Below are 25,149 nucleotides of genomic sequence, written 5' to 3'. Positions count from 1 at the left end.
ACCCTCCACCTCGTCTTATTAATACGTGACACTTCCCTATTATAGCTTATGCTAAACGATTAGCCCTGCAAACACAATTAAGAAACAATAACATATTTTTAAGTTTTTATGTTGACATTGTCATCTCATTCAATTATGCTATGAATTAAATCTTAAAACGGATTGGCAAAGATGAAGAGAAGTAATTCAGCCCGTCACTTCAGAGAGCTAGTGGTTGCTGTGAACTAGCGTGAACGACTGAATGAATGGACTTCTGAGCCTCCAACCGAACGCTTAATAGGAGTTATTAAGGTTGGCGAATGTCTCATCGTTACAAGAGACACGTATTAAGGCTTCACGCTTCGATACGACTAAGTGGACTGCAACGGTAGCAGTCAAACAAGGTGGCACCACGGGTATTCCGTCCTTTTCTATAAGGATAGAATACCCTTTTTTTATGATTAAAATCACTATAGACTAAATCGTTGAGTAAGAGGAGTAGACGATTCGGATTCATGACAGAGAGCTAGCGATGGTGAGATACTAGCATGATACGATTCGTTGAATGGACTTACGAGAGGTTCTCTGAACTCGAGTATGAGAGCCCGGCATTCCACCGTTAACAGGATAGGGTATCGGAAGGATTTGTATTTCCCCCTTTTTACAATCATTAATCCTTCCCGTACCCGAAATGAAGTGGAACAAGTGTTAATTACATGTTCAATAGAGGTGGCACCGCGAGCCGATCGTCCTCTGCATACAGCTGAAGTATGCAGGGGATTTTTTTATACCATAATCAGGAGGTCAATAACCCATGAAATATCGTCACGACGTAATTGAAGGCGACCAACATACACCGATTTCAATATACTCTAACTTAACAGGAAATAGAAAATTTCTTTTAGAAAGCTCTTTGAAACATGAAGATAATGGCCGTTTTTCGTTTATTGGAGCGAATCCATTCTATGAATTTATAGCATACGGTAATCAAATTACAGAAACTGATTTAATCAACGAACAAAGTACAACAACAAGGCAAGATCCATTAGTTGCTTTAAATGCCTTAATTGATGAACAGGTCAAATTAGATATCGAGATCCCCTTTTTCGCAGGTGGAGTTGGTTATCTGGCTTATGACTTAGCGAAGCAATTCGAATCAATCGGAATTAATCAGCACGATGATGTCAATATGCCCGATGTGCATCTTATGTTTTATGAAAAAGTCGTGGTTTATGATCATTTATTACAGAATATCCATTGCTTTATCTTTGATCGTTGGATTACTGGAGAATCAATCGATTTCGAGACCGAAGCTAATCACCTATTGCATGATATTCAGTCAGGACAACCAGAAGATGAAACTGCCTTTACATTAGGTGAGTTTCAATCCAACTTTTCTCAAGCCAAATATAAACAGTACGTAGATTTAATTAAAGAGAGGATTAAAGCAGGTGATGTCTTTCAAACAGTGTTATCACAAAGACTGACTGCAACATGCTCAGGTGACGCCTTTCAATTCTATCGACAACTTCGTAAACAAAATCCATCGCCATATATGTATTATATCGATTTTGTAGATTATCAAATAATCGGCGCATCTCCTGAAAGTCTCGTCAAAGCACAAGACAGAACCGTTTCGACCAATCCAATCGCTGGTACAAGGAAAAGAGGTCAAAATCTTGACGAAGACCAGGCACTTGCAGAGGAATTGCTCGCAGACGAAAAAGAGATTGCTGAACATCAAATGTTAGTTGATTTAGGTCGTCACGATATTGGCCGAATCGCAAAGCCTGGCACTATAAACTTAACCAAATACATGGTGATTGAACGCTATCGTTTTGTTATGCATATTGTTTCCGAAGTCAGTGGCCAAATGAATCCTGACATATCATCTCTTGAAGCATTAAAGGCGACTTTACCTGCTGGGACAGTAAGTGGTGCACCGAAGATAAGAGCCATGCAATTATTAAATGAATTAGAGCCAACTAAACGCGGTGCCTATTCAGGTGCTGTTGGTTATTTGAACATTAACGGTAACTTAGATTTCGCCCTAGCGATTCGAACGATGATTATTAAAGACGGTTTAGCACATGTGCAAGCAGGTGCAGGCGTCGTACATGACTCTGATCCAGAAAGCGAATATCAAGAAACATTAAATAAAGCCAAAGCGCTTATGGAGGTGTTATAAATGATCCTGCTCATCGATCATGACGATTCATTTACGTATAACTTATATCAATATCTAGAAGAACTCGGCGAAACTGTTATCGTAAAACGGCACAACAACATTGATATCACAACAATCAACGAAATGAACCCAACAGCCATTGTCCTATCACCTGGGCCAGGGAAACCTGAGGATTATCCGAATACAGGCGAGATTGTTAATGAATGTTATCAGTCGATGCCGATCTTAGGCGTCTGTCTAGGTCATCAAATAATCGCCGCTAAATTCGGAGCTGAGGTCAAGAAAGCCGATATTATAATGCACGGGAAAAAATCGTTAATTCTTCATAAAGGACATGGCCTATTCAGTTACTTAAGTCAGCCCTTACAAGTCATGCGCTACCATTCACTCGTCGTTGACGAAAAGACTGTTCCTCCCTTTTTCAAACGGCAAGCAATATCAATGGATGACGGTGAATTAATGGCCATCACACATGACAATTACCCACTGTTTGGCATCCAGTTCCATCCTGAATCGATTGGAACAGCAGAAGGCAAACAAGTCTTAAGCCGTTTTCTGAATCATACGCGAAAGGAGAACCTTCATGGAACAACTTCAGAAATTAATTAATGGTGAAAAACTGACTCAAAATGAAATGACATCAGTCGCTTATCAACTATTCGACGAACAAACCTCTGAAAGTGAAATCGCCTCCGTCTTAACCGCCTTAAAAGTACGGGGTGAATCTGTAGAGGAAATCACAGCCATTGTTGAAGTTCTGCGTGACAAAGCCATGCCGATTCAAAAACATTTGGCAGATGTCACGGATAATTGCGGGACAGGTGGTGATGGCGCACACACATTCAATATTAGTACGACGTCAGCCTTTGTGTTAGCTGGCGCCGGTGTGAAAGTAGCTAAACACGGCAACCGTAGCGTTTCAAGTCGTACTGGAAGCGCGGATGTTTTAGAAGAACTCGGGGTTGCGCTCGATTTTACAAGTAATGAAGTCGAGCATTTAATCGAGACGAATGGAATTGCCTTTCTTTTCGCTCCTCACGTGCATCATCAATTAAAACGTATTATGCAGGTTCGAAAAGCACTAAACGTACCGACCATCTTTAATCTAATTGGTCCTTTAACAAATCCAGTTGCCTTAGATACGCAATTCTTAGGCGTTTACCGTCGCGATATGTTAATGCAAATGGCAGCTGTCCTACAACGTCTAGGCAGAAAACGCAGCGTCGTCGTTAATGGAGCTGGTCACACTGATGAAGCAACGCTTGCAGGCGAAAATCATTTTGTCTTATTAGATGACGGCGAACTCATTCCGTTCACCTTAAGCCCAGAAGATGTTGGTCTAAATACGTATTCAAATGATGCCATTGTCGGCGGTGATGCCAAAGATAATGCTCGTATATTGCTAGATGTGTTAAATGGCGAACGTGGCCCTTATTTCGAAACCACCTTATTCAATGCAGGGATCGGATTATTTGCCGCTAATAAAACAAACTCAATCCGCGAAGGAGTCGATCTAGCGCGAGAAGCAATCGACTCAGGCAAAGCCTTAGATAAACTCAATCATCTCACCCATTTCAGTGAGCAGCGTAAACGAAAGGGGATTTCATAATGGATACATTTCTTGACCGGATCTTAGATAAGAAAAGCGAAGAAATTCAAGCACTATATGAACAGGACAATTTAATTAATCAACCATTACCAGTCTCAACTAAACCGTCATTATATGAAACCTTTAAACGAGATAATCAGTTATCAATTATTGCAGAAATCAAACGGGCCTCACCTTCGAAAGGCGATATCAACTTAGGAATCGAACCACCTGAACAAGCACGATTATATGAAACATCAGGTGCTTCAGCGATTTCCGTATTAACAGATGAACCTTATTTTAAAGGCTCGATCGAGGATTTAAATCACGTTCAATCAAAGGTGAACTTACCTGTTTTATGTAAAGATTTCATTCTTGATCCCATTCAATTAAAACGGGCTAAACAAGCAGGAGCGAGCGTTGTCTTATTAATTGCAGCTGCTCTATCACCTGAACGATTACAGTATTTATACGATGAAGCTATTAACCTTGGATTAGAAGTACTGCTTGAAGTACACAATTCAGCAGAACTAAATCTAGCTTTAGCAACAGGCGCTACCATCATTGGTATTAACAACCGTGATTTGACGACATTTCAAGTTGATTTAAACACAACGGAAACACTAATTAACCAAATCGACGATCCAGACATTGTCGTTATTAGCGAAAGCGGCTTTAAAGATGCTGATGATGCCAAACAAGTCGCAGACATGGGGGCAGATGGCATCTTAGTCGGAGAATCCTTTATGAAAAGCGATAACGTCTCAGAAGCAATTAGTAAGATGCGTGTCTCAACCACAAGGAGGGTTCGATCATGACTGGGGTAAAAATTTGTGGCATTCGTCAAACAAGTCATGCAGAAGCAGCAGAAACATCGGGAGCTGATATGATTGGGTTCGTCTTTGCTGAGAGCAAACGAAAAGTGTCAATTGAGCAAGCCAAGCATATCGCGTCAACATTGTCAGCATTGTCAGCATCCATCCAAAAAGTAGGTGTCTTTGTTAATGCATCGAAAGACACTTTAGAACAAACAGCTCATGAAGTTGGCTTAGATTATGTGCAATTACACGGGGATGAATCACCTGAGTTTTGTGAGCAATTGAATGTTCCTTATATTAAATCGTTTCGGATTAATACAGTGACAGATTTAGATAAAACCAAGCCATATACGAAAGCAAGTTACTTACTACTTGATAGTGCAAGTGGTCCTTATCAAGGCGGGAATGGCACGACTTTCGATTGGAGTGTTTTAGATCGTCTACCATTCGACCGAAGTCAACTGATTCTCGCAGGAGGACTGAATACGCGTAATATTAATCAAGCGATTGAACAAACAACACCAGCGATCGTGGATGTCTCAAGTGATGTCGAAGAAGATGGTCAAAAAAGTAATCAATTAATCAAAGACTTTATTAAACGTGTAAAGGAGAGCTAACCATGGAACAATCTCAAGAAGCAAACGGTATGTATGGTCCATATGGTGGCCGCTTCATCCCTGAAACATTAATGGGCGCTGTACAAGAATTAGAAGCGTCATACGAGGAAGCGATACAAGATGAAGCTTTTCAAGCACGATTACAACAATTACTCAAACAATATGTTGGTCGCGAGAATCCCCTTTATTATGCAGCTAATTTAACCGAAGAAATCGGTGGCGCAAAAATCTATTTAAAACGCGAAGACCTAAATCATACGGGCGCTCATAAAATTAATAACACCATCGGGCAGGCATTACTCACCGAACGAATGGGTAAACGTAAAGTCGTAGCTGAAACAGGCGCTGGTCAACATGGGGTTGCGACAGCTACAGTCTGCGCCTTGCTTAACTTAGACTGCGTGATCTTCATGGGTGCCGAAGATATGAAGCGTCAGAAACTGAACGTCTTTCGTATGGAATTACTCGGCGCTAAAGTTGAAGCAGTCGAACAAGGAAGTGCAACACTTAAAGATGCCGTGAACGAAGCGCTCCGTTATTGGGTAAGCAACGTCGATGATACCCATTACATCATGGGATCCGTCTTAGGCCCTCACCCTTTCCCTAAGATGGTTCGTGACTTTCAAAGTGTGATTGGGCGTGAAACAAAACAACAGCACCTAGACGCGGAAGGTCAATTACCCGATGCCGTCGTCGCTTGTGTCGGTGGTGGAAGTAATGCGATGGGGATGTTCTATCCATTTATCGATGATCACGTCGCCTTATATGGAATTGAAGCTGCAGGAGAAGGTATTGAAACGGATCACCATGCAGCCACTTTAACAAAAGGTTCACCAGGTATTTTGCACGGAGCGATGATGTATTTATTACAAGATGACGCAGGACAGATTCAAGAAGCTAGCTCTATTTCCGCAGGGCTTGATTATCCTGGCGTTGGACCTGAACACAGTTATTTAAAAGATACAGATCGTGTCCAATATCTTGCAGTCACAGATAATGACGCCCTTGAAGCGTTTCAGCTATTATCACGCACCGAAGGGATTATCCCAGCATTAGAAAGTTCGCATGCGGTTGCTGAAGCGGTTAAGATTGCCAAAACAATGAGCCCAGATGAATCATTGGTTATTTGTTTATCTGGACGTGGTGACAAAGACGTCGAAGCTGTTCAAGAGCATTTACAAGGTTAGGAGGCCAATCATGGAAACAATCAAGCACGGTAAACAATATATGCAAGCCGTTTTTAATCAAACACTTGAACAAAACGAAAAAATCTTTGTTCCCTACATCATGGCTGGTGATGGCGGGATTGAATCACTTATGCCTACATTACAGCAGCTCGATCAAGCTGGCGCTACTACCATTGAAATTGGTATTCCTTTTTCAGATCCAGTAGCTGATGGCCCCACCATTCAAGAAGCTGGTAAACGCGCTCGTGAAACAGGGGTGACTTTACATCAGATCCTTGATAAACTGGCAGAGGAACGCCATTCAATTAAAGCGCCAATTATTGTCATGACCTATCTAAATCCTATATTTCAATTTGGTGTCGATCGCTTTATGGAAGTTGCTCAATCAGCAGGAATTGATGGCCTGATCATTCCCGATTTACCACTCGAACACGAAAGTTTTATTCGAGAGGCAAAAGAACAGCACGGCTTAGCCCTAATCCAACTTGTTTCATTAACAAGTTCCAAAGAACGAATTAAACAAATTGCTGAAGCGTCAGAAGGTTTCTTATATGCTGTGACGGTTAATGGAATTACGGGAGCTCGTCAATCATTTGCAGATGATTTAGCAACACACTTCGAATTGCTTCAAACATATAGTGATGTCCCTGTATTAGCTGGCTTTGGCATATCAACGCCAGACCATGTTAAAAACATGACAAAAGTAGCTGACGGTGTAGTCGTAGGAAGTCAGATCATTCAAAGCTTACAAGCCAATGACACTGATCATATCCACGCTTTAATTAATGCAAAAGACAATCAATAGAAAGATGTGACATTCCATGCTAGAGATCATCATCCTCTTTTTCGTCGGAATAAGTGCAACTATTTTAGGAACACTTGCCGGCGGAGGGGGATTAATCAGCTTACCAGCAATGCTTGCACTAGGTATCCCTGTCCATTCAGCCATTGGAGCCAATAAAGTAACTAATTCAATCAGCTCATTCATCATCTTTTTCATGGTATTACGTCACCGTGGCGTAACGCTTAATGAAGGTTTGAAAATCGTACCCATTAGTTTAGCAGGGGGAATCACAGGTGGCTATGTAGCGTCTATTATTCCACCTGAGCTAATGTATAAGATTGCAATTGGTCTATTAATCTTTGCGTTTTTATTTTCATTTATTAGTAAAACGTCATTTGACGGTACGAATACATTTCGCTTTAGAACACGCGGTACACCACTTTTATATGGAATTGGAATATATGACGGCATGTTTGGACCAGGTCAAGGTACCTTAATGTTATATGTTTTCTCATACTTGCGCATAGCTTACTACCGAGCGGTTGGCCTAATGCGTGCAGCTACTTTTGCCAGTTGCTTTGGTGCCGCGATCAGTTATATTGCCTCAGGTCATGTGGTTTGGTCCCTCACCTTCACTTTAATCTGCGGTTCTTTAATTGGAGCTCAAATCGGTGTGCGTCTAGCTGGCAAACTTAATCCTGACCACATTAAACCACTCTTACGGATCGTAACAGCAATATTAATTGTTTATGTCTTAATCGATAATGTTTGGTTAACCTAAATCCCTTCTTCTTTCCATCTCCTAAAAATAATTGAAAATAATTCTCAATTTCTGTTGACTCTCCACCCACTGGAGAGTTTATTATTTAATATAGATTGATAATCATTATCAATTAAACGAGAATGTCATTAGAAAGTTTGTGTCCTATGAAACAACGCTACTTACTCATTGTACTAGTTTTGTTATCCGTTCTTTCAGTCTTTATCGGCGTAACAAATCTAAACATTCGTGATATCACTAGCCTAACAGACCAACAACAGCAAATTCTTTGGCAAAGCCGGATCCCTCGGTTGATCAGTATTATTATTGCTGGTGCTACGATGGCTGTAGGTGGACTAATTATGCAACAACTAAGCCGAAACAAATTCGTTTCTCCTACTACAGCAGGCACGATGGATTCTGCAAGGCTTGGTATTCTCGTTTCACTTTTAGTATTCACATCAGCCAGCCCTATGCAACAAGCACTTACCGCCATGGTATTCGCCGTTCTGGGCACCATGGTGTTCATGAAAATACTCGATAAAATTAAATTCAAAGATGCTATTTTCATTCCGCTTGTTGGGATTATGTTTGGTAATATCATCGGTTCTATTACGATGTTTTTCGCCTATCAACATGATCTAATTCAAAGCATGTCATCATGGTTACAGGGCGACTTTTCTATGATATTAGCGGGACGTTATGAATTATTATACATAAGCATCCCGCTTCTGGCAGTGGCTTATGGTTATGCGAATAAATTCACGATTGCTGGAATGGGTGAGGATTTCTCAACGAACTTAGGGTTAAATCACAAACAAGTCGTGAACGTTGGTCTGATTATTGTGGCAATATCAACATCTGTTGTCGTTCTAACAGTCGGGCTTATCCCGTTTTTAGGATTGATTATTCCAAATATCGTATCGATTTATCATGGGGATCATTTACGCAAAAACTTGCCCCATACCGCCCTACTTGGTGCCTTATTTGTTCTAGCGTGTGACATTCTCGGTCGCGTCATCATTTACCCTTATGAAATTCCAATCGGCTTGACTGTTGGCGTGATTGGTAGCGGTACATTTATCTATTTATTGTTAAGGAGAAAGGCATATGCATAACCGAACGAAACTGGTCATTCTCGGAATTCTCTCACTCGGGTTAATCGCGATATTCCTTTTCTCAAACTTAGATGAGCATTGGGGTTATGTGCTACCTAGACGAGCAATGAAAATTTTCGCCATCGTTTTAACAGGTAGCGCCATTGCATTTTCAACAGTCATTTTCCAAACAGTCACGAATAATCGCATTTTAACACCAAGTATTATTGGGTTAGATTCACTCTATTTACTCATTCAAACTAGTCTCATCTTCCTGTTTGGCTCAACTCATTCACTTATGAATCAATACGTTAACTTTTTCATTTCAGTTGGATTGATGATTGTCTTTGCATTATTACTCTATCACTTTTTATTTAAGCGTGAGGGTGAAAACATTTATTTCCTTTTATTAGTAGGATTGATTTTCGGAACGTTTTTCAATAGTTTATCAGAGTTTATGCAAGTATTAATCGACCCAAATGAGTTCCAAGTCGTTCAGGATCAAATGTTTGCGAGCTTTAACAATGTAAATACTGACTTATTCTATATCTCATTAATCGGTATGGCAGTTACAACCCTATACTTCTTGAAGTTCGCTAAGTTTTTAGATGTCCTATCACTTGGCAAGGATCAAGCGATCAACCTAGGTGTTGATTATGACCATATCGTAAGACACATCTTTATCATTGTAGCTATTTTAATTTCTATTGCCACTGTCCTTGTTGGCCCGATTACGTTTTTAGGTCTATTAGTTGCTAATGTCGCTTACGAATTCTTAAAAACCTATCGCCATCGTGTGCTGATTTTAGGGGCGATTTTGGTTAGTATCATCGCTTTAGTCGGCGGGCAATTAATTGTTGAACGTGTCTTCACATTTTCAACAACAATCTCAGTCATTATCAACTTCGCTGGCGGTGTGTATTTTATTTATCTTTTATTAAGGGAGAGTCGAGCATGATTGAAGTAAAAGAGCTATCGAAAACATATGGTGACAAACCTGTCGTAAACAATGTCTCGGTCAATATCCAAAAAGGGAAAATTACGTCTTTCATCGGCCCGAACGGTGCAGGCAAAAGCACCTTATTATCAGCCGTTAGCCGACTGATTAAATATGACATTGGCAATATTGATATCGACCACCAATCCATCAGTCAGTGGAAAAACCGGGACTTATCTAAGAAGATGGCGATTTTAAAACAGGCAAATAATATTACCGTTCGACTAACCGTTCGCGAGCTTGTCTCATTTGGTCGTTTCCCTTATTCACAAGGCAACTTAACATCAGAGGACATCGACCACATAAACGAGGCCATCGCCTTTATGGAATTGGAAAACCTAGAGAACCAATATCTAGATGAGCTAAGTGGCGGACAGAAGCAACGGGCTCATATCGCCATGGTTATTGCTCAAGATACGGATTATATCTTGCTCGATGAACCGTTAAATAATTTAGATATGAAGCATGCCGTTCAGATTATGAAAGTTTTACGCCGACTTGTTGATGAGCTTGGGAAAACAGTTGTCATTGTGATTCATGATATAAATTTCGCTTCGTTTTATTCAGACTATATCGTTGCTTTAAAAGAAGGAGAAATTATTAACCAAGGACCAGTCGATGACATTATTGAAGAATCATCACTTAAAGAAATATACGATATGGACATTCCAATCAAGCAACTCGATCGTTGTAAGGTATGTGTGTACTTTGGATAAAAAATTATATGAGGTGATTATGATGAAACGATTCGTATTATTATTAACTTTAGGCGTTATCGCTTTATTTCTAACAGCATGTGGTTCAGCTGATGCTGAGGAAGGAGATAATAGTAGTGAAACCGTAACGATTGAACACGAATTAGGAACAGCAGAAGTAGAGAAAAACCCTGAAAACGTTGTTGTCTTTGATTTCGGTATGCTTGATATGCTTGATGCTTTCGACCTGCCTGTTCAAGGTGTCCCGCAAGATAGTTTACCAGACTACCTATCTGATTACGGTAGTGAAGATTACGAGAATGCAGGCGGGTTAAAAGAGCCTGATTTCGAAGCGGTTAATGCAATGGACCCTGACATGATTATCATTTCCGGTCGTCAACAAGATCTATATGAAGATTTTGCAGAGATAGCACCAACGGTTTATGTTGAAACAGATTCAGAGAACTATGTTGATTCCATTGCTCATAACGCTAAAATTATAGGTGACGTCTTTGGCGTTCAAGATCAAGTCGATCAACGTATCAGTGATATAGAAAATCAGGTATCTGAAGTAAATGATCTTGCATCAGATAGCGAAGAAACTGGATTAATCACCTTAGCAACTGGTGGTAAAGTCAGCGCTTATGGCTCAGGTTCCCGCTTCGGTATGATTCATGATGCATTGGGTGTTAAACCTGTTGATGACTCAATCGAAACATCGACGCATGGACAAAATATTTCTTTTGAATATATCGTTGAACAGGATCCTGACCATCTCTTTGTAATCGACCGTGATAAAGTCGTGAATGGAGAAGCTGCAGCCAAAGAAACGATTGAAAACGACCTAATTAAAGGAACAACTGCTTATCAAGAAGACCAAATTCACTATCTCGACCCACAATATTGGTATTTAGCTGATGGTGGTTTACAAGCAGTCGAAAACATGATTGAAGAAGTCCATAACGCATTGCAATAACAATTGAGGTGGCAAGTATGAAAGGTCGCTTTACTATTGGCGAAATCGCTAAACTACACAATCTATCAGTTAAAACACTTCGTTATTATGATGAAATCGGCTTATTCAAACCAGCCGAAATTGACCCGAATAACAATTATCGCTACTACTCAACAGAGCAGTTTGAACATTTAAACACGATTAATTATTTACGCAGTTTAGGTGTACCTTTAAAAGATATCAAAAAACAATTCGAGGAACGTCATTTAGACGATTTCCTCGAACTGTTAAAACGTCATCAAGTAGAGATAGCTCAAAAAATCTCAGAATTACAACAAATTCATCATCGTGTCGATAATCGAATTAATGAGATAGATCTAGCAAAACAATCTAACTATACTCATCAACCGTTTATAAGATATTATGATGATCGACATATATTACAATTAAATCATGATATTCAATCCCAGTCAGATTTAGAGCTATCATTACGGAAGATTGAAAACACATCTCATTTAACTTCATCCATTTTTATTGGATCAGTTGGTGTCACTCTGCCAATTGAACGAATAAATCAGATGAAATACAACGCCTATAACTCAGTTTTTATTGCTATAGATGATGAACATATAACGAGCGAACTTAAATCGACATTGCCAGCTGGTAAATATGTTTGTCTATACTGTCAGGATGCACGTATTCATTCGCCGTCATATTATGAATATTTGTTCGAATATATTAAAAAACATCAATTAACGATTACTGGCGATGCCATTGAACGGACAATTATTGATCAGTTTATGACAAATAATCCAGAAGAATATTTATCTGAAATTCAAATACCTATACTTTAATAATCAATAAAAATGATATTCATCACCAAAAAACGCGAACGATTTACTTGGATAAATCGTTCGCGTTTTATATTAAAATAATAGTTAATAAAATATTCTTTGTCTTCGTCTTTGTCTTGATAATAACCAATAACCAAGTAAGGCAACCAACACACCTACTTGCCATAGAGCTCGTTCAGAGTCCTCCAATAAAATATATGTAACATAATTCATGAGTGATGACCAATCATCTGTGATCGATTCAACCACAACAAACAATAATCCCATTACAACCGAAAGGATGCCAACAACCATCATGACTTTCGCAAAACCTTTCAACACGATTCCCCCATCAATGGACTGTTTATCTCAAAACGTATTCTCTAAATTATCAGACTTCTAAATCATTGTAGCATAAAATAAAGATATTAACAGAAAATATTAACAATTCGTTTTAAATTTTTTAAAATAAATTGTTTTTGAATAAGATTAACGGGTTATGAGTTATCATTTTGAGATAAGTTTTGTATATACTGGTCAATGGCCTTAAGTAAGTCGTCCGCTAGCGGTTGTTCTGGATCTTGATAATTTGATGTATCTTCTACGCTATCAGATTGCTTAAGCACGTGGTCCATTCCTTCCACCATAACTAATTCAGCTTGATTATTTGCTGCTGCTAGTTGCGCCGCATCTTCTTCAAACACTTGGCGATCATGAGTACCATGAATAATCAATGATGGAATACTCATTTGAGTCATCAATTCAGCTGGATCATATGACATCCATGACATAAGAAACGGTTGAATCGTTGGTCGAAAGATACTGTATAGCTCACTACTGATCTCTTCTTCCTCTACTAATTCACCTTCTCTTAGTTGGTCTAAGATACTCTGAGCCTCTTCTTCTAGATCTTGAGGTAACTGATTTGATAATTGATCGTTTAAGACATCATCAATCGTACGACCTGCTCCCGCTAAGGAAACAAAACCATCAACTCTCGTTTGCAGTGCTGCTAATTGACCAACAAGCGCTCCTTGGCTATGACCAATTATAATGACTTGCTCATAGTCATCCTTTAAACGTTCCACCCATGCCACTGCATCTTCAGACATACGTTCAATCGTCATTTCTTCTTCTGGTATGGTCGCTTCTTGGTTCTCACCCACGCCTCGCTTACTATAACGTAGACTAGCTGTGCCTTGTTCAGCTAAAGATTCAGCCAATAATTTTAATGTATCCGATTCTGTTCCAGCACTATTTCCATCGCGATTAACTGGTCCTGAACCAGGTATAATTAAAGCCACTCGGTCTGTTTGTTCATTATTAGGTTGTAGTAACTCACCTTTTAAGTCACCAATTTCTGATGAAATCGTTAACCAATTAATATCATCACTCGCTTGTTCAGGTTCAGTCTCAAGTTCGCCGCGCTCTAACTCGAAATCAAATGTATGCCCCTGCTGACTAAATTCACCTGTTAACGTATGATCATGAGGTAAATCACTCACAAATTCCACAAATTGGCCAGGGATATCCATTTTAAAACGAACTTGTTCCTCTTCAAGCTCCAGCTCAGATAACGGGTATTGATCAATACCTTGCGTAGGAATATCAATAAAACCAACAATTTCTTCGCTTTCGTCATCTTCTTCAAATGTTAGCTGTATTTCCAATGGCATATTCGGCACTTCAATTGCTCCATGCCATTTCCCCAACAATTCATCAAACGTCTGTTCTTCAGTTTCTTGCTCTTCCTCACTTGTACACCCAATTAATACGATGATTAAAGCTAGCCATATCCACTTTCGCATGGGTGCTCCCCTCATTTCTTAATTTAATTAAAAAATAATCACAATGAAAAACCAGACAACCATAATAGTCACGACAACAAATTTAGCTAATGCTCCACTTAGAAAGCCGATTAATGAGCCAAACACAGCACGTAATGCTTCCATCACTTGTCGGTTTTGCATGAGTTCAACAACGAAAACGGCGACTGCTGGTACGATCAGAATTCCAAATGGAGGAATAACGAATGAACCTACAATCACACCAGCCGCAGCTGTCCATTCACCAAGTTTAGAACCGCCATATCGTTTCACAAAATAACTATTCGCAATAATGTCGGCTACAATTAAGACAATCGTCAGTATCGCCATAGATAACCAGAAAACCCATGTAAGCTCGTCTGAATTTACCCCAAATTGATAAACGAAAAAGCCAGCCCACAACACAATTGGTGCTGGAATGACGGGGAAAATAACTCCTGCGTAACTTAGTGCAAATAAAGCAATGATGGCGATCCACCATATAATATCAAGTATCTCCATATATACCTCGCTCTTTCATCAATAATTCCTTAGTTAAATCGTAATCCAAAGTTTCATGAATTACAATAATAGTGATAGGATTTGGTAAATAATACTGAACATCCTGCTTTAATTAGCTTGTACTAGAGACTATTTAATAATAAGCGCGTCATCAACGCGCTTATTTCATCATGATGTTTCAGTTAAATTGATCGATCGGATTCGCATCGTATTCGGATGAAAGACCACATCTCCTCTGACAGTCATATCACCTTCTGATGTACCTAATGTGAACAAATACGACTCTTTCAGGTAACCCCCTGATACATTCTCTTCTTCTTGCCACTGACTATTTTTTATTGTGGCTCCTGGATAAGTTTGCCCGAGTACATTCCATAAAACATCACGTAATTGACCGTTTCCGTCTGTTGGAACGACCGAAATGCGAATTGGTATAATTCCCCAATCTAAATTAGCCCCTAAGGCTTCAAACACTTGTCGATGTAAATTCAAGCGATTCTGTGGATAACCTGCTACCGTATCCACCACTTTCACCGTCACTTCTTTACCTGTGTCTTCGAATCTCACATTTAATAATTGACCACAAGTATATGGACTGTCAGTACTAACAGCCGTTGTCATATGATTCATATCCGACCAAGCTAAATTACATTTCGTAACAGGACCACCTTCAGTCCATGTTGCGTCACCACTTATACTTTCGCCTTCATAATTCTGTCTCATCGGTGCATATAGATAAGTGGGTGGGACAAGATATTCTTCATCATTATAATACATAACGATTCCTCCTTCGTAATCTTAAACCATACATTATTCATCATATGTTCATGGCGTCTGAATCGTTTTACTATTTCGTTAAATTGTCATTGTTAAGGAAGCTTTTACATTTTCGCTGTCTTGTTTTCGTGGTATAATACGAATGGACGATTAAGAAAGGAAGGGAAGTATAGTGGGTAAAAGAATCTTATTTTTCTTATTAACAAACATTCTCGTATTAACAACGATCGTCATTGTTTGGTCAGCCATCACATCATTTACTGATATTGGTCCAATTTATAATGGTGGAGTTGGCGTAGGTATTAGCTACGTTTCACTCGGTGTTTTCAGTATCTTAGTTGGTTTTGCCGGTGCATTTATTTCCTTAGCAATCTCTCGTTGGATGGCTAAGAAGATGATGAAGGTACAAGTCCTTGATCCGAATGATAATTTATCGACAGCTGAACGTCAGCTTGTTGAACGTGTTCACCGTCTATCACGTGCTGCTGGTTTAATGCATATGCCCGAAGTTGGTATTTATCGTTCACAAGAAGTGAACGCATTTGCAACAGGGCCATCGAAAAAAAGATCACTTGTTGCTGTTTCTTCAGGACTACTCAATTCAATGGATGACGACGCCGTTGAAGGTGTGTTAGCACACGAAGTAGCACACGTTTCCAATGGTGACATGGTCACGATGACATTACTACAAGGCGTCATTAACACCTTTGTCGTCTTCTTATCACGTATTGTTGCGTCAATTGTCTCCAACTTTGTAAACGAAGAAATGCGTTTCGTCGTACACTTTGCATCGATTATTGTGTTCCAAATCCTATTCTCAATCCTTGGCAGCATGGTCGTCATGGCGTACTCACGTTACCGTGAATTCCACGCTGACCGTGGCGGTGCCGACTTAGCCGGTAAAGATAAAATGCAACACGCACTGCAATCGCTAAAAAACACAGTTAATACTGTACAGGACAACACGAATGATGATGCGATCCAAACAATGAAAATTAATAATAAAGGCGGACTCATGAAGTTACTTTCATCTCACCCTGATTTAGATGAGCGTATCCGTCGTTTAGAACAAAAATAAAACAGGTTAGCCTCACTAATGAGGCTAACCTGTTTTATTTATATTGATTTAATTTGGGCTAGCTTAATCACTTCATTTAGCATTTTTTGATAGTTATTAACCTCTACCTCTGGTAATTGTAAATTACCATCTTCATCGATTAAATCAAGTACACCACTAATCATCACACGAGGTTGAGCTGGAACTTGAATCCCTAAATGGCTCAATACTTCTCTAAGATGTAATTGCGCTTGCATCGTACCACTTTGACCTGGTGTACAACCCACAACACCAGCTACTTTACCATAAATTGAATTATGGCCACCTGGGCGTGTCATCCAATCAATTGCATTCTTTAGGTTTCCTGGAAACGAACCATTGTATTGTGGGGTTGCAATGAGTAGAACGTCAGCACTTTCAACCTGGTCCTTCATTCGTTGAACAGGTTCAGGAACAGGTTTTTCAATATCCTGACTGAATACTGGCACATCTTGATACTCTAAGGATTCATATTCCACATAATCCGGAAGCATCGTTTTGGCTAAATCTAGTAACCTTTTATTTGAAGAATCTTCGCGCAAACTACCACAAATACCTACGACTTTTAAGTTGCGTTCCATAATTTGAGTCACTCCTAAGCTATTTAATTCACCACATCCATCTTAACGATTCACACGAATATTCTCAAATTTAAGAAGAAGGCATTCCCCCTTCTTAATGTGCGTTTAATCGGGCAATAAACTCCCAAGCCGCTTCAAAATCATCAACTGTATAGTTTTGTTGACTCTTAACGGTTTGTACTTTTTCCTCGATTTCGTCTTTTGAGAAATCCTCAAAATAAAGCATCGTCGAGACTAACTCAAGAAATTTTGAGCTATGTTCATCCATTTCTTCAATTAGGGTTGTCATATTCTCTGGTCTTAAATCTGATTGCTCTAAAAAGTGAACGCCTCGATCGGTTAATTGATAACGATATTGATAATAGCCTTTTTCTTTTTCACGCTCTTCTTCGATGAATCCTAAGTTACATAACTCTTCTATTCGCGTCGATAGCTCTTCAGAATATGGACCATAAAAATGAAAAGTATAACGTTCTGAAAAATCAAAGCCACATTTCTTAAGAATATATACCATCTTTTGCAGTCGTTTACGTCCGACAATTTCATCTGCCTGTTCAAAAAACGCCATCAACTTTGCATGATCCTCTAACATGAGCACAACTCCTTACCCTTTTAATATGTCATATATCCGCTGTTTACTAACATCGTCATCTGGCAACTGATCAATTAAATCCTTCGCAAAATACAACTTATGATCGGTTCGTTTTTTTCCTGAAATGGATTCAACAATTTCAGATTGCCTAGAGAGTTCCTTCAATTCACCTGAAGGTAACTGTAGATGAATCGGCAATCGCTCTTCCTCTTCACCAGGGCGGTAAAAGTCATATGGTAAATCAGAAGACGAATCAACCTCTAAATAATAAGTTGGATCAACACCTGCTTGAATAAAACTTTCTTTAAGCTCGATTAATTGTTGATACTGATCAGCTGGGTCAAATTCGATATACTTAAACAAATCACGGTCGACAAAGCGTCGGCATAAATCCGCTAAAATCTCGTCATCTTCCTCCTGCCAAATATGAAAGTAATAAAACACCACATTTTCATCCAGTTTCAAATAATCATCTAAACTCACTTCTTGCTCAAAGAAACTTTCAAAATGGCGAGGTTTTAATTTAAACTGAAAATCATCAGCAAAATATAATTCTTTAGCACGATGTAAGATCTTCGATAAGATCACTTCTGCACTTCTAGTCACAGGATGGAAATAAACTTGCCAATACATTTGATAACGACTCATAATGTAGTCTTCTACGGCATGCATCCCACTTTCCTTAATCACCATTTGATCTTCTTTCGGTCGCATGACTCGGAGAATTCTTTCCATATCAAAGTGTCCATAACTAACACCTGTGAAATATGCATCACGCTGAAGATAGTCCATTCGATCCGCATCAATTTGGCTCGAAATCAAACTAACAACCAACTTATTAGAATACGTCTTATGTATGACATCAGCGACATCTTGCGGAAATTGCGGGTCAACACGTTTTAAAATAGCATTAATTTGCGTATCGCCTAAAATAATTTTTCGTGTGAAATCTTCGTGATCTAAATCGAAAACCTTCTCAAATGAATGGGAAAAAGGGCCATGGCCTAAATCATGTAAAAGCGCTGCACACAAACATAACAACCGCTCGTCATCATTCCAAAAGGGTTCTTCACGGAAGTTCTCGATAATCCGTCTCACAATCTCATAAACTCCTAATGAATGATTAAAGCGACTATGTTCAGCACCGTGAAAGGTCAAATAAGTCGTTCCGAGTTGTTTAATACGTCTAAGGCGTTGAAATTCACGTGCACCAATCAGATCCCAAATGACGCGATCACGTACATGAATATAACGATGGACAGGATCTTTAAATACTTTTTCTTCATCTAATTTTTCATCACGATATGCCATTTTCCCCGACCTTTCTTTTCACAACTCTTATTTCGTTTTCTCTAGTCATATTATAGCTTGTTTCGACATCCATTAAAACCCAACCTCCTACCTAACATCCTTAATCAAACCGCTTACTTACTAGGCATGCCAACTGCTTAAAAATTTATTATTTTTCTTTCCAGGGTTGTAGTAACTGATCAACGTCATGAATCGATACACTTTGAAATCGAATCGTTGAGCCTGGTCTTAACTGGGCGCATTTCCAGTGATCAGCCGTAATGACCGTGCCAATCGTTGTGTAACCACCTGTTGTTTGCCTGTCTGCTAATAGCATCATGGGCTGCCCACTTGCAGGCACTTGAATCGTCCCATAACTCACGACGTCAGAGACCATATTGTCACTTGTTTGATGTATTAAAGGTTGATCATGATGTAATTGGCACCCCATACGGTCGCCCTTTTGAAAGGTATAAGTTGCCTGAAAAAAGTGCTCTAAAGATTCCTTCAATAAACGTTCAGCGTAAGGACTTAAGATCACTCGTAATGTCATGTGTGCGGTATATTCAGGAATTAAATCGGGTGATAATTGTTGTTCGACTACTGCTTCCGTGACTTTGTCGGTCGCATACACCTGATCACCTGTTTTTAATTTCCGACCTAGTTGACCCTTTTCAAACACTGATTGACTTCCTAACCAAGATTGAGAAACAATACCACCTGAAACACAAAGGTAAGCACGTGCGCCTTTCAATGGGCGCTCGAACGAAAGTGTTTGTCCACATTCAACCTTGACCGTTTGCCATAAGGGGATTCTCTTCCCGTCTAAAGTCGCGTTCAAGTCTGCACCTGTTACACAAATGACGGACTTCGCTATAAAGGTAAGTGATACGCCACCTAGTGTGATTTCTAATGCTGCATACCCAGGATCATTATTCAATAATTGATTCCCAGTAATTAACGCATAGCGGTCCATAGCACCAGAAACAGGAATGCCTAAATGCTGATAACCTGGTCGACCTAAGTCTTGTACCGTTAAAGGTAATTGAGCGGAATCGACTTGTAATAATGGTCGCGTCTGATTAGTCATGGGGATCACGTGCCTTAATCACGACTCCTTCATCTTGCAAATACTCTCGAATAAATCGTGCATGTTGATACGCATCTTCTCCGTCACCATGAAAACAAATCGTTTCGCCTCTTAAATGAATTTGCGTTCCATTTGGTGTTGTCACACCATGATGAAAAACTATTTGTTGGACCTGTTCTTTTATATCATCCATCTCAGTCAATACAGACCGACTTTGACTACGTGGTGTTAACAAACCTTCCTCTGTATATGTTCTGTCAGCGAATACTTCTGAAACCACCTTGAGACCAATAGCCTCTCCTGCTTCAAGCAAAGCGCTATTAGCTAATCCAAATAACAATAATTCATGATCGACATCAAATACAGCTTGAGCAACAGCATGAGCGACTTCTCGGTCTTTAGCAGCTAAGTTATATAAAGCGCCATGGGGTTTCACATGATGTAATGATGTCTGATGCGCGTGGCAAACAGCTTGCAGTGCTCCAATTTGATACACCATTAATTGATAGATTTCATCTGATGTCATCTCGATATGGCGACGTCCGAAACCAATTAAATCTGGATAACCAGGATGCGCTCCAATTTTCACATTCTTATCAACAGCTTGTTTAACGACCTGATGCATGACACGATAATCACCACCATGGAAACCACAGGCGACATTGACAGACGAAACAATATCCATCAGACGTTGATCATCACCTATTTTATAAGGTCCAAAACTTTCGCCAATATCAGCATTTAAATCAACTTCCATTCTCACCCCTCCTCAACAAAATCTTCTATTCGACCATCTTGTTTAATCGCTTCATATGTTTCTTTAGAGATCGACTGGAATGTTAACCAATCACCCATTTTAATCAATGTCGGATCCTCAGAATTTGGGTTATACAGTTGGATAGGTGTATGACCGATAATTTGCCACCCTCCAGGCGAGTCGACTGAATAAACACCCGTCTGTGCTCCTGCAATCCCAACACTCCCAGCTGGCACATGAGCTCTTGGTGTCGTTAACCTAGAAGTTTCTAACGTTGAATCTAAACCACCCATATACGGAAACCCAGGCAGAAACCCAATCATATAAACACGATAAAAAGGTGCCGTATGGCGTTCGATGACTTCTTTCTCCGTTAATTGATGAGCTTGTGCAAGATAAGCCAAATCAGGAGCATAAACCGCTTCATCATAACAAACGGGCAAATGAATTGTCCGCCGTTGTGGCGAACTATTAGATGAGTCATCTTGATTTAATATTTCCTCAATCAAATCTGTCATCTCATCATAATTCGTTTGGCGCCAATTATAATAAACAGCAATGGATCGGTAAGTTGGAACAATATCTGTGACATAATGCAAGTCTGCCTGTTGAATCATTTGATAATAATGCACCACATCATCATGAATGGCGGGCGATATCGTTTCACCTAGGACTACGACGACTGCTTCGTTACCCAATGGGTACAATGTAAAACGCATTATGAATTGGCCCCAATGGTTTTCAGGCAAATTTCTATAGCTTGTTGTAGATCTGACTGTGACCAACTGGGTAGTTTTCCATGCTGAATCGCTAGTTTATGAGAAGCCGGCATATGAATGAAACCACACGGTATCTGTTCAGCTTGCGATTTAATAGTATAAAGCGCTCGATACATCACATGATTACACAGATAAGTCCCAGCTGAATTAGATATCTCAGCTGGATAACCTGCTTCTTTCATTTGATCGACCATTTTTTGAATCGGCAATGTTGAGAAGATCCCATCTGGACCATCTTCTACAATTGGTTCTCCATCAGGAATATAGCCCTGATTATCCTCTTCAACCCCTCCATTGCAATTAATCGCAATTCTTTCAGGTGTGATTTTGTGCCGACCTCCTGCTAATCCTAATGCCACAATCGCATCAGGTTCTAGGTCACTAATTAATTGAGTCATTGCTTCGCCACTTGTCGCAAAATTAACGGGTAATATACGGCTAATAATTTCATATTCACCTATTTGTTGCCCATCTAAAGCTTCGGCAATTGTTTTCGTTGGATTGATTGGAAAATTTAAAAACGGTTCGAAACCTGTTAATAGTAATCGTTTCATGATTGATCCACCTTAACTATTTTAAAATTATCACTATTTTAACATTTTTCGCCCTTTCCATTAAGCACTATTAGTTTTTGATTTAGTACTAATTTGTTGAGTTAATATTTAAATAGTTTAGCACTGAGTTGTTGAATTGTGAGAAGCGAAGGTGGCGACTCCTGGTCAACTAAGTTCGGTCACGTCCTGTGACCAACGTTGACATTAGGCCGTCCGGGCCATCACGGGAATAGCACGTGTCTCGAGACCCCGAAGGCCACGCCTTTAGGCCGAGGGATGCACCTGCGTCTTCTCGTAACGCTTCGAAGTAGCTTCCTCGGTGCAAGTAGCAAAGAAGCTTATTCGATGTAGTTGCCTGGCTCGAGCCGTGCCCCTGCATAGAAAACACTGTGAAAAACGAACGTAGTGAGATTGAACAGTTGTTGCACTTGTACCCTATGGGTAAAAGCGTCCGCCGAAAGCGGATCACAATATCAACAACGGGCTTTACAAAACTTTTCTTTTCATTGTTCAAGTTTGCTATAATGAAGGGAGTTCAAACAAAAAGGATCGATGAAGATGAATCATGCGTTATTACAATTTAACCAGTTGCGTCTCATTGATGACAGTGATATTAACCAATCCGATATCATGACGTCATTTGCGATTGATGACACGCTATGTTTAACCGCAACTGAAACAAAACAACCCGCGATCCATTTATGGGTTCACCGCCCTACAGTGGTATTAGGAATCCCTGACAGTCGAACACCCTACATAAATGATGGCATTCAGTTTTTAAACGAAGCAGGATACAAAGTGATTATTCGGAACTCTGGAGGGCTAGCTGTTTTGTTAGACGAAGGGGTGCTTAACCTTTCACTCATTTTCCCAGAAGAAAAACAATTCGATATCCATGACAGTTATCAAGCGATGGTTGAGTTTATTCGTTGGTTATTAGAAGACGAACCTTATACAATCGATGCTTATGAGATATCCGAATCGTATTGTCCCGGTACTTATGATTTAAGTATTAATGGTCAAAAGTTCGCTGGTATTTCTCAAAGACGGGTCAAACAAGGAACGGCTGTGCAAATTTACTTATGTATTGAAGGCGACGGACAGAAACGAGCAGACGTAGTTAAGCAATTTTATGAAAAGGCTGTTCAAGGTGAAGAAACGAAATTCACCTATCCTTCGATCAAACCAGATGTGATGGCTTCTTTAGAACAGTTACTGGGCAAATCTTTATCAACGAAAGAAGTAAAAGATCAGCTCCTCACAAAGTTAAAACAGCGAAATATTGAAGTCTTTAATCAAGCATTTACTGAAACAGAACAGGAATGGTTTGATAATAGGTTGAACCTTATGCACAAACGAAACAAGACCATCTCGAGTTAACAAAACGTTCATAGGTATTTCTTTTAACCCTAGACATGCCTTGTGTTATAGTAGTTAATGGATGATTTATTTGAAGGAGAGTGACACAAATGCCAGAAGCAGTTGAAACATTAGACGGTTGGTACATGCTTCATGATTTCCGCCAAATCGATTGGACCGCTTGGAAAAAAGCGAGCCAAGAAGAACGTGATCAAGCTGTCAGCGAACTTAACCACTTAATGGCCTCTTGGCAAGATGTTGAAGCTGACAAACAAGGTAGCTTCGGTTTCTATAAAATGATTGGTCATAAAGCAGATTTATTATTCTTAAATGTTCGACCGACAACTGAAGAATTAACAGATCTTGAATTCGCCTTAGACAAAACCAAAATGGCGGAGTTTTTCACACAACCTTATTCCTATATTTCCGTCGTTGAATTATCAACTTATATGGCTCAAGGTAAAGACCCTGAAACAGACCCTGAAATACAGGCTCGGCTAAAGCCAATCTTACCTAAATGGAACCATATTTGTTTCTACCCAATGGATAAACGCCGCGAAGGTGATGACAACTGGTATATGCTTCCGAAAGAAGAACGCGGTAAGCAAATGTATCAACATGGCATGACTGGACGTAAATACGCTGGTAAGGTTCGTCAAATCATTTCCGGAAGTCAAGGTTTAGACGACTGGGAATGGGGCGTGACCTTGTTTGCTCATGATATGCTTCAATTCAAGAAGCTTATTTATGAAATGCGTTTTGATGAAGTGAGCGCTCGCTTCGCTGAATTTGGCTCCTTTTATATCGGGCATCGCCAAGAACGCGATCAATTAGAAAAACTCTTACAAGTTTAATAAGCATGAACTTTCCAATACCCCTTAAGCCAACATCTGGCTTAAGGGGTATTTTTTTAACTAAAACCTATCATGAATTACATTAGCCTACATATACATGAACTAGTGATGAAAATTGGCCCTAAAAAGGTGTGATCATTTGGCCGCAATAAAGTATACAGAAGCACAACTAAGAGAACTCGCTCGACTCATGCGTGCTGAAGCAGAAGGGGACGGTCAGCTTGGTATGTTACTAGTCGGAAATGTTGGTGTTAATCGTGTACTAGGTGATTGTTTAGATTTTGAAGATATACGATCACTGCCTGACATGATTTATCAATCACCTGGTGGATTTGAAGCTGTTCAACGTTCCTATTTTTATCAACGGGCTCGTGAGAAAGATATTCGATTGGCCAGAAGAGCAGCGAGGGGCGAAACATTTAGTCCCGGACAATTCTCACTTTGGTTTTTCCGTCCAGAAGGAGATTGCCCACCTGAATGGTTCGGGCAACCTTTGGCAGGAAGATACAAGTCACATTGTTTTTATAATCCGTTTCCGGGAGAATGCCCTAATATCTTATAGTCGGGCTTAACTTCATTAACTAATTTAAGGAGG

Annotated in this window: 28 protein-coding genes and 2 other annotated features; of the genes, 17 read left to right on the top strand and 11 right to left on the bottom strand. The window is 39.7% G+C overall.

Annotated elements, in window-relative coordinates; all coding sequences use genetic code 11:
• The first annotated feature begins 159 nt into the window (after positions 1-159).
• Positions 160-411, top strand: a binding site (T-box leader).
• A gap of 44 nt (positions 412-455) precedes the next feature.
• Positions 456-736: a binding site (T-box leader), on the top strand.
• A gap of 57 nt (positions 737-793) precedes the next feature.
• The 13 genes from trpE to ACKXGF_RS01775 all read left to right on the top strand — a co-directional run bounded on the left by trpE (position 794) and on the right by ACKXGF_RS01775 (position 12,519).
• Positions 794-2,167, top strand: a complete 1,374-nt coding sequence (trpE, locus tag ACKXGF_RS01835) for an anthranilate synthase component I (RefSeq protein ID WP_411954616.1) — start codon at positions 794-796, stop codon at positions 2,165-2,167.
• A complete protein-coding gene (locus tag ACKXGF_RS01830; RefSeq protein ID WP_411954615.1) occupies positions 2,168-2,776 on the top strand; it encodes an anthranilate synthase component II in 609 nt (202 codons plus the stop codon).
• Positions 2,751-3,776: an anthranilate phosphoribosyltransferase gene (gene trpD / locus ACKXGF_RS01825; RefSeq protein ID WP_411954614.1), complete on the top strand. Its 1,026-nt coding sequence runs from the start codon at positions 2,751-2,753 to the stop codon at positions 3,774-3,776. The genes ACKXGF_RS01830 and trpD overlap by 26 nt, the downstream gene beginning before the upstream one ends.
• Positions 3,776-4,573: an indole-3-glycerol phosphate synthase TrpC gene (gene trpC / locus ACKXGF_RS01820; protein ID WP_411954613.1), complete on the top strand. Its 798-nt coding sequence runs from the start codon at positions 3,776-3,778 to the stop codon at positions 4,571-4,573. The genes trpD and trpC overlap by 1 nt, the downstream gene beginning before the upstream one ends.
• Positions 4,570-5,190, top strand: a complete 621-nt coding sequence (locus ACKXGF_RS01815) for a phosphoribosylanthranilate isomerase (RefSeq protein ID WP_411954612.1) — start codon at positions 4,570-4,572, stop codon at positions 5,188-5,190. Before trpC ends, ACKXGF_RS01815 begins: the two co-directional genes overlap by 4 nt.
• Positions 5,191-5,192: 2 nt before the next feature.
• Entirely contained in the window at positions 5,193-6,377 is a 1,185-nt protein-coding gene (gene trpB / locus ACKXGF_RS01810; protein WP_411954611.1) for a tryptophan synthase subunit beta, read from the top strand.
• A 10-nt stretch (positions 6,378-6,387) separates the two neighbouring features.
• Positions 6,388-7,182 (top strand): tryptophan synthase subunit alpha, encoded by a 795-nt coding sequence (trpA, locus tag ACKXGF_RS01805; RefSeq protein ID WP_411954610.1) that lies wholly within the window; start codon positions 6,388-6,390, stop codon positions 7,180-7,182.
• Positions 7,183-7,198: 16 nt separating this feature from the next.
• Positions 7,199-7,942 (top strand): sulfite exporter TauE/SafE family protein, encoded by a 744-nt coding sequence (locus ACKXGF_RS01800; RefSeq protein WP_411954609.1) that lies wholly within the window; start codon positions 7,199-7,201, stop codon positions 7,940-7,942.
• A 146-nt stretch (positions 7,943-8,088) separates the two neighbouring features.
• Positions 8,089-9,039 (top strand): ABC transporter permease, encoded by a 951-nt coding sequence (locus ACKXGF_RS01795; RefSeq protein WP_411954608.1) that lies wholly within the window; start codon positions 8,089-8,091, stop codon positions 9,037-9,039.
• Positions 9,032-9,976, top strand: coding sequence for an iron chelate uptake ABC transporter family permease subunit (locus ACKXGF_RS01790; protein ID WP_411954607.1), 945 nt, complete (start codon positions 9,032-9,034; stop codon positions 9,974-9,976). The genes ACKXGF_RS01795 and ACKXGF_RS01790 overlap by 8 nt, the downstream gene beginning before the upstream one ends.
• Positions 9,973-10,731, top strand: a complete 759-nt coding sequence (locus ACKXGF_RS01785) for an ABC transporter ATP-binding protein (protein WP_411954606.1) — start codon at positions 9,973-9,975, stop codon at positions 10,729-10,731. Before ACKXGF_RS01790 ends, ACKXGF_RS01785 begins: the two co-directional genes overlap by 4 nt.
• Before the next feature lie 22 nt (positions 10,732-10,753).
• Positions 10,754-11,686 (top strand): siderophore ABC transporter substrate-binding protein, encoded by a 933-nt coding sequence (locus ACKXGF_RS01780; RefSeq protein WP_411954605.1) that lies wholly within the window; start codon positions 10,754-10,756, stop codon positions 11,684-11,686.
• 17 nt (positions 11,687-11,703) lie between these two features.
• Positions 11,704-12,519 carry a MerR family transcriptional regulator gene (locus tag ACKXGF_RS01775; RefSeq protein WP_411954604.1) on the top strand — a complete coding sequence of 272 codons (816 nt, stop codon included), beginning with the start codon at positions 11,704-11,706 and terminating at the stop codon, positions 12,517-12,519.
• Positions 12,520-12,603: 84 nt separating this feature from the next.
• Here ACKXGF_RS01775 and ACKXGF_RS01770 read toward each other — a convergent pair whose 3' ends face one another.
• The 4 genes from ACKXGF_RS01770 to ACKXGF_RS01755 all read right to left on the bottom strand — a co-directional run bounded on the left by ACKXGF_RS01770 (position 12,604) and on the right by ACKXGF_RS01755 (position 15,602).
• A complete protein-coding gene (locus ACKXGF_RS01770) occupies positions 12,604-12,840 on the bottom strand; it encodes a hypothetical protein (RefSeq protein ID WP_411954603.1) in 237 nt (78 codons plus the stop codon).
• Positions 12,841-12,995: 155 nt separating this feature from the next.
• Positions 12,996-14,306, bottom strand: coding sequence for an alpha/beta hydrolase (locus ACKXGF_RS01765; RefSeq protein ID WP_411954602.1), 1,311 nt, complete (start codon positions 14,304-14,306; stop codon positions 12,996-12,998).
• Positions 14,307-14,333: 27 nt separating this feature from the next.
• The gene (locus ACKXGF_RS01760) at positions 14,334-14,825 is read right to left on the bottom strand and encodes a DUF456 domain-containing protein (RefSeq protein ID WP_167262188.1); all 492 of its coding nucleotides are present in this window, start codon (positions 14,823-14,825) and stop codon (positions 14,334-14,336) included.
• 168 nt (positions 14,826-14,993) lie between these two features.
• Positions 14,994-15,602 carry a DUF3889 domain-containing protein gene (locus ACKXGF_RS01755; RefSeq protein WP_411954601.1) on the bottom strand — a complete coding sequence of 203 codons (609 nt, stop codon included), beginning with the start codon at positions 15,600-15,602 and terminating at the stop codon, positions 14,994-14,996.
• Between the two features lie 172 nt (positions 15,603-15,774).
• On the opposite strand from ACKXGF_RS01755, the gene htpX reads away from it, so the two are divergent.
• Entirely contained in the window at positions 15,775-16,680 is a 906-nt protein-coding gene (gene htpX, locus ACKXGF_RS01750) for a protease HtpX (protein ID WP_411954600.1), read from the top strand.
• Positions 16,681-16,718: 38 nt separating this feature from the next.
• On the opposite strand, the gene ACKXGF_RS01745 is transcribed toward htpX, so the two are convergent.
• The 7 genes from ACKXGF_RS01745 to pcp form a co-directional block, all read right to left on the bottom strand.
• Positions 16,719-17,279 carry an NADPH-dependent FMN reductase gene (locus ACKXGF_RS01745; protein ID WP_411954599.1) on the bottom strand — a complete coding sequence of 187 codons (561 nt, stop codon included), beginning with the start codon at positions 17,277-17,279 and terminating at the stop codon, positions 16,719-16,721.
• 94 nt (positions 17,280-17,373) lie between these two features.
• On the bottom strand, positions 17,374-17,871 hold the full coding sequence (locus ACKXGF_RS01740; protein ID WP_411954598.1) for a YwgA family protein: 498 nt from the start codon (positions 17,869-17,871) through the stop codon (positions 17,374-17,376).
• 12 nt (positions 17,872-17,883) lie between these two features.
• Complete coding sequence (locus tag ACKXGF_RS01735; protein ID WP_411954597.1) at positions 17,884-19,182, bottom strand: HD domain-containing protein; 1,299 nt, start codon at positions 19,180-19,182, stop codon at positions 17,884-17,886.
• A gap of 148 nt (positions 19,183-19,330) precedes the next feature.
• Positions 19,331-20,251 (bottom strand): biotin-dependent carboxyltransferase family protein, encoded by a 921-nt coding sequence (locus tag ACKXGF_RS01730; RefSeq protein ID WP_411954596.1) that lies wholly within the window; start codon positions 20,249-20,251, stop codon positions 19,331-19,333.
• Entirely contained in the window at positions 20,244-21,008 is a 765-nt protein-coding gene (locus ACKXGF_RS01725; protein WP_411954595.1) for a LamB/YcsF family protein, read from the bottom strand. Before ACKXGF_RS01725 ends, ACKXGF_RS01730 begins: the two co-directional genes overlap by 8 nt.
• Positions 21,009-21,010: 2 nt before the next feature.
• Positions 21,011-21,727: a 5-oxoprolinase subunit PxpB gene (gene pxpB, locus ACKXGF_RS01720; RefSeq protein ID WP_411954594.1), complete on the bottom strand. Its 717-nt coding sequence runs from the start codon at positions 21,725-21,727 to the stop codon at positions 21,011-21,013.
• Positions 21,727-22,341, bottom strand: coding sequence for a pyroglutamyl-peptidase I (gene pcp / locus ACKXGF_RS01715; RefSeq protein WP_411954593.1), 615 nt, complete (start codon positions 22,339-22,341; stop codon positions 21,727-21,729). The genes pxpB and pcp overlap by 1 nt, the downstream gene beginning before the upstream one ends.
• Before the next feature lie 558 nt (positions 22,342-22,899).
• Between pcp and ACKXGF_RS01710 the strand changes: the two genes are divergently transcribed.
• The 3 genes from ACKXGF_RS01710 (at position 22,900) to ACKXGF_RS01700 (ending at position 25,116) form a co-directional block, all read left to right on the top strand.
• On the top strand, positions 22,900-23,721 hold the full coding sequence (locus tag ACKXGF_RS01710) for a biotin/lipoate A/B protein ligase family protein (RefSeq protein ID WP_411954592.1): 822 nt from the start codon (positions 22,900-22,902) through the stop codon (positions 23,719-23,721).
• Between the two features lie 89 nt (positions 23,722-23,810).
• The gene (gene hemQ / locus ACKXGF_RS01705; RefSeq protein WP_411954591.1) at positions 23,811-24,554 is read left to right on the top strand and encodes a hydrogen peroxide-dependent heme synthase; all 744 of its coding nucleotides are present in this window, start codon (positions 23,811-23,813) and stop codon (positions 24,552-24,554) included.
• Positions 24,555-24,693: 139 nt separating this feature from the next.
• On the top strand, positions 24,694-25,116 hold the full coding sequence (locus ACKXGF_RS01700) for a cell wall hydrolase (protein ID WP_411954590.1): 423 nt from the start codon (positions 24,694-24,696) through the stop codon (positions 25,114-25,116).
• Positions 25,117-25,149 lie beyond the last annotated feature (33 nt).

Origin of the sequence: Alkalibacillus sp. S2W (genome assembly GCF_046764385.1) — a bacterium.
Taxonomy (GTDB): Bacteria; Bacillota; Bacilli; order Bacillales; family Alkalibacillaceae; genus Alkalibacillus; species Alkalibacillus almallahensis.
This window is presented reverse-complemented; position numbering and strand designations above follow the sequence as displayed.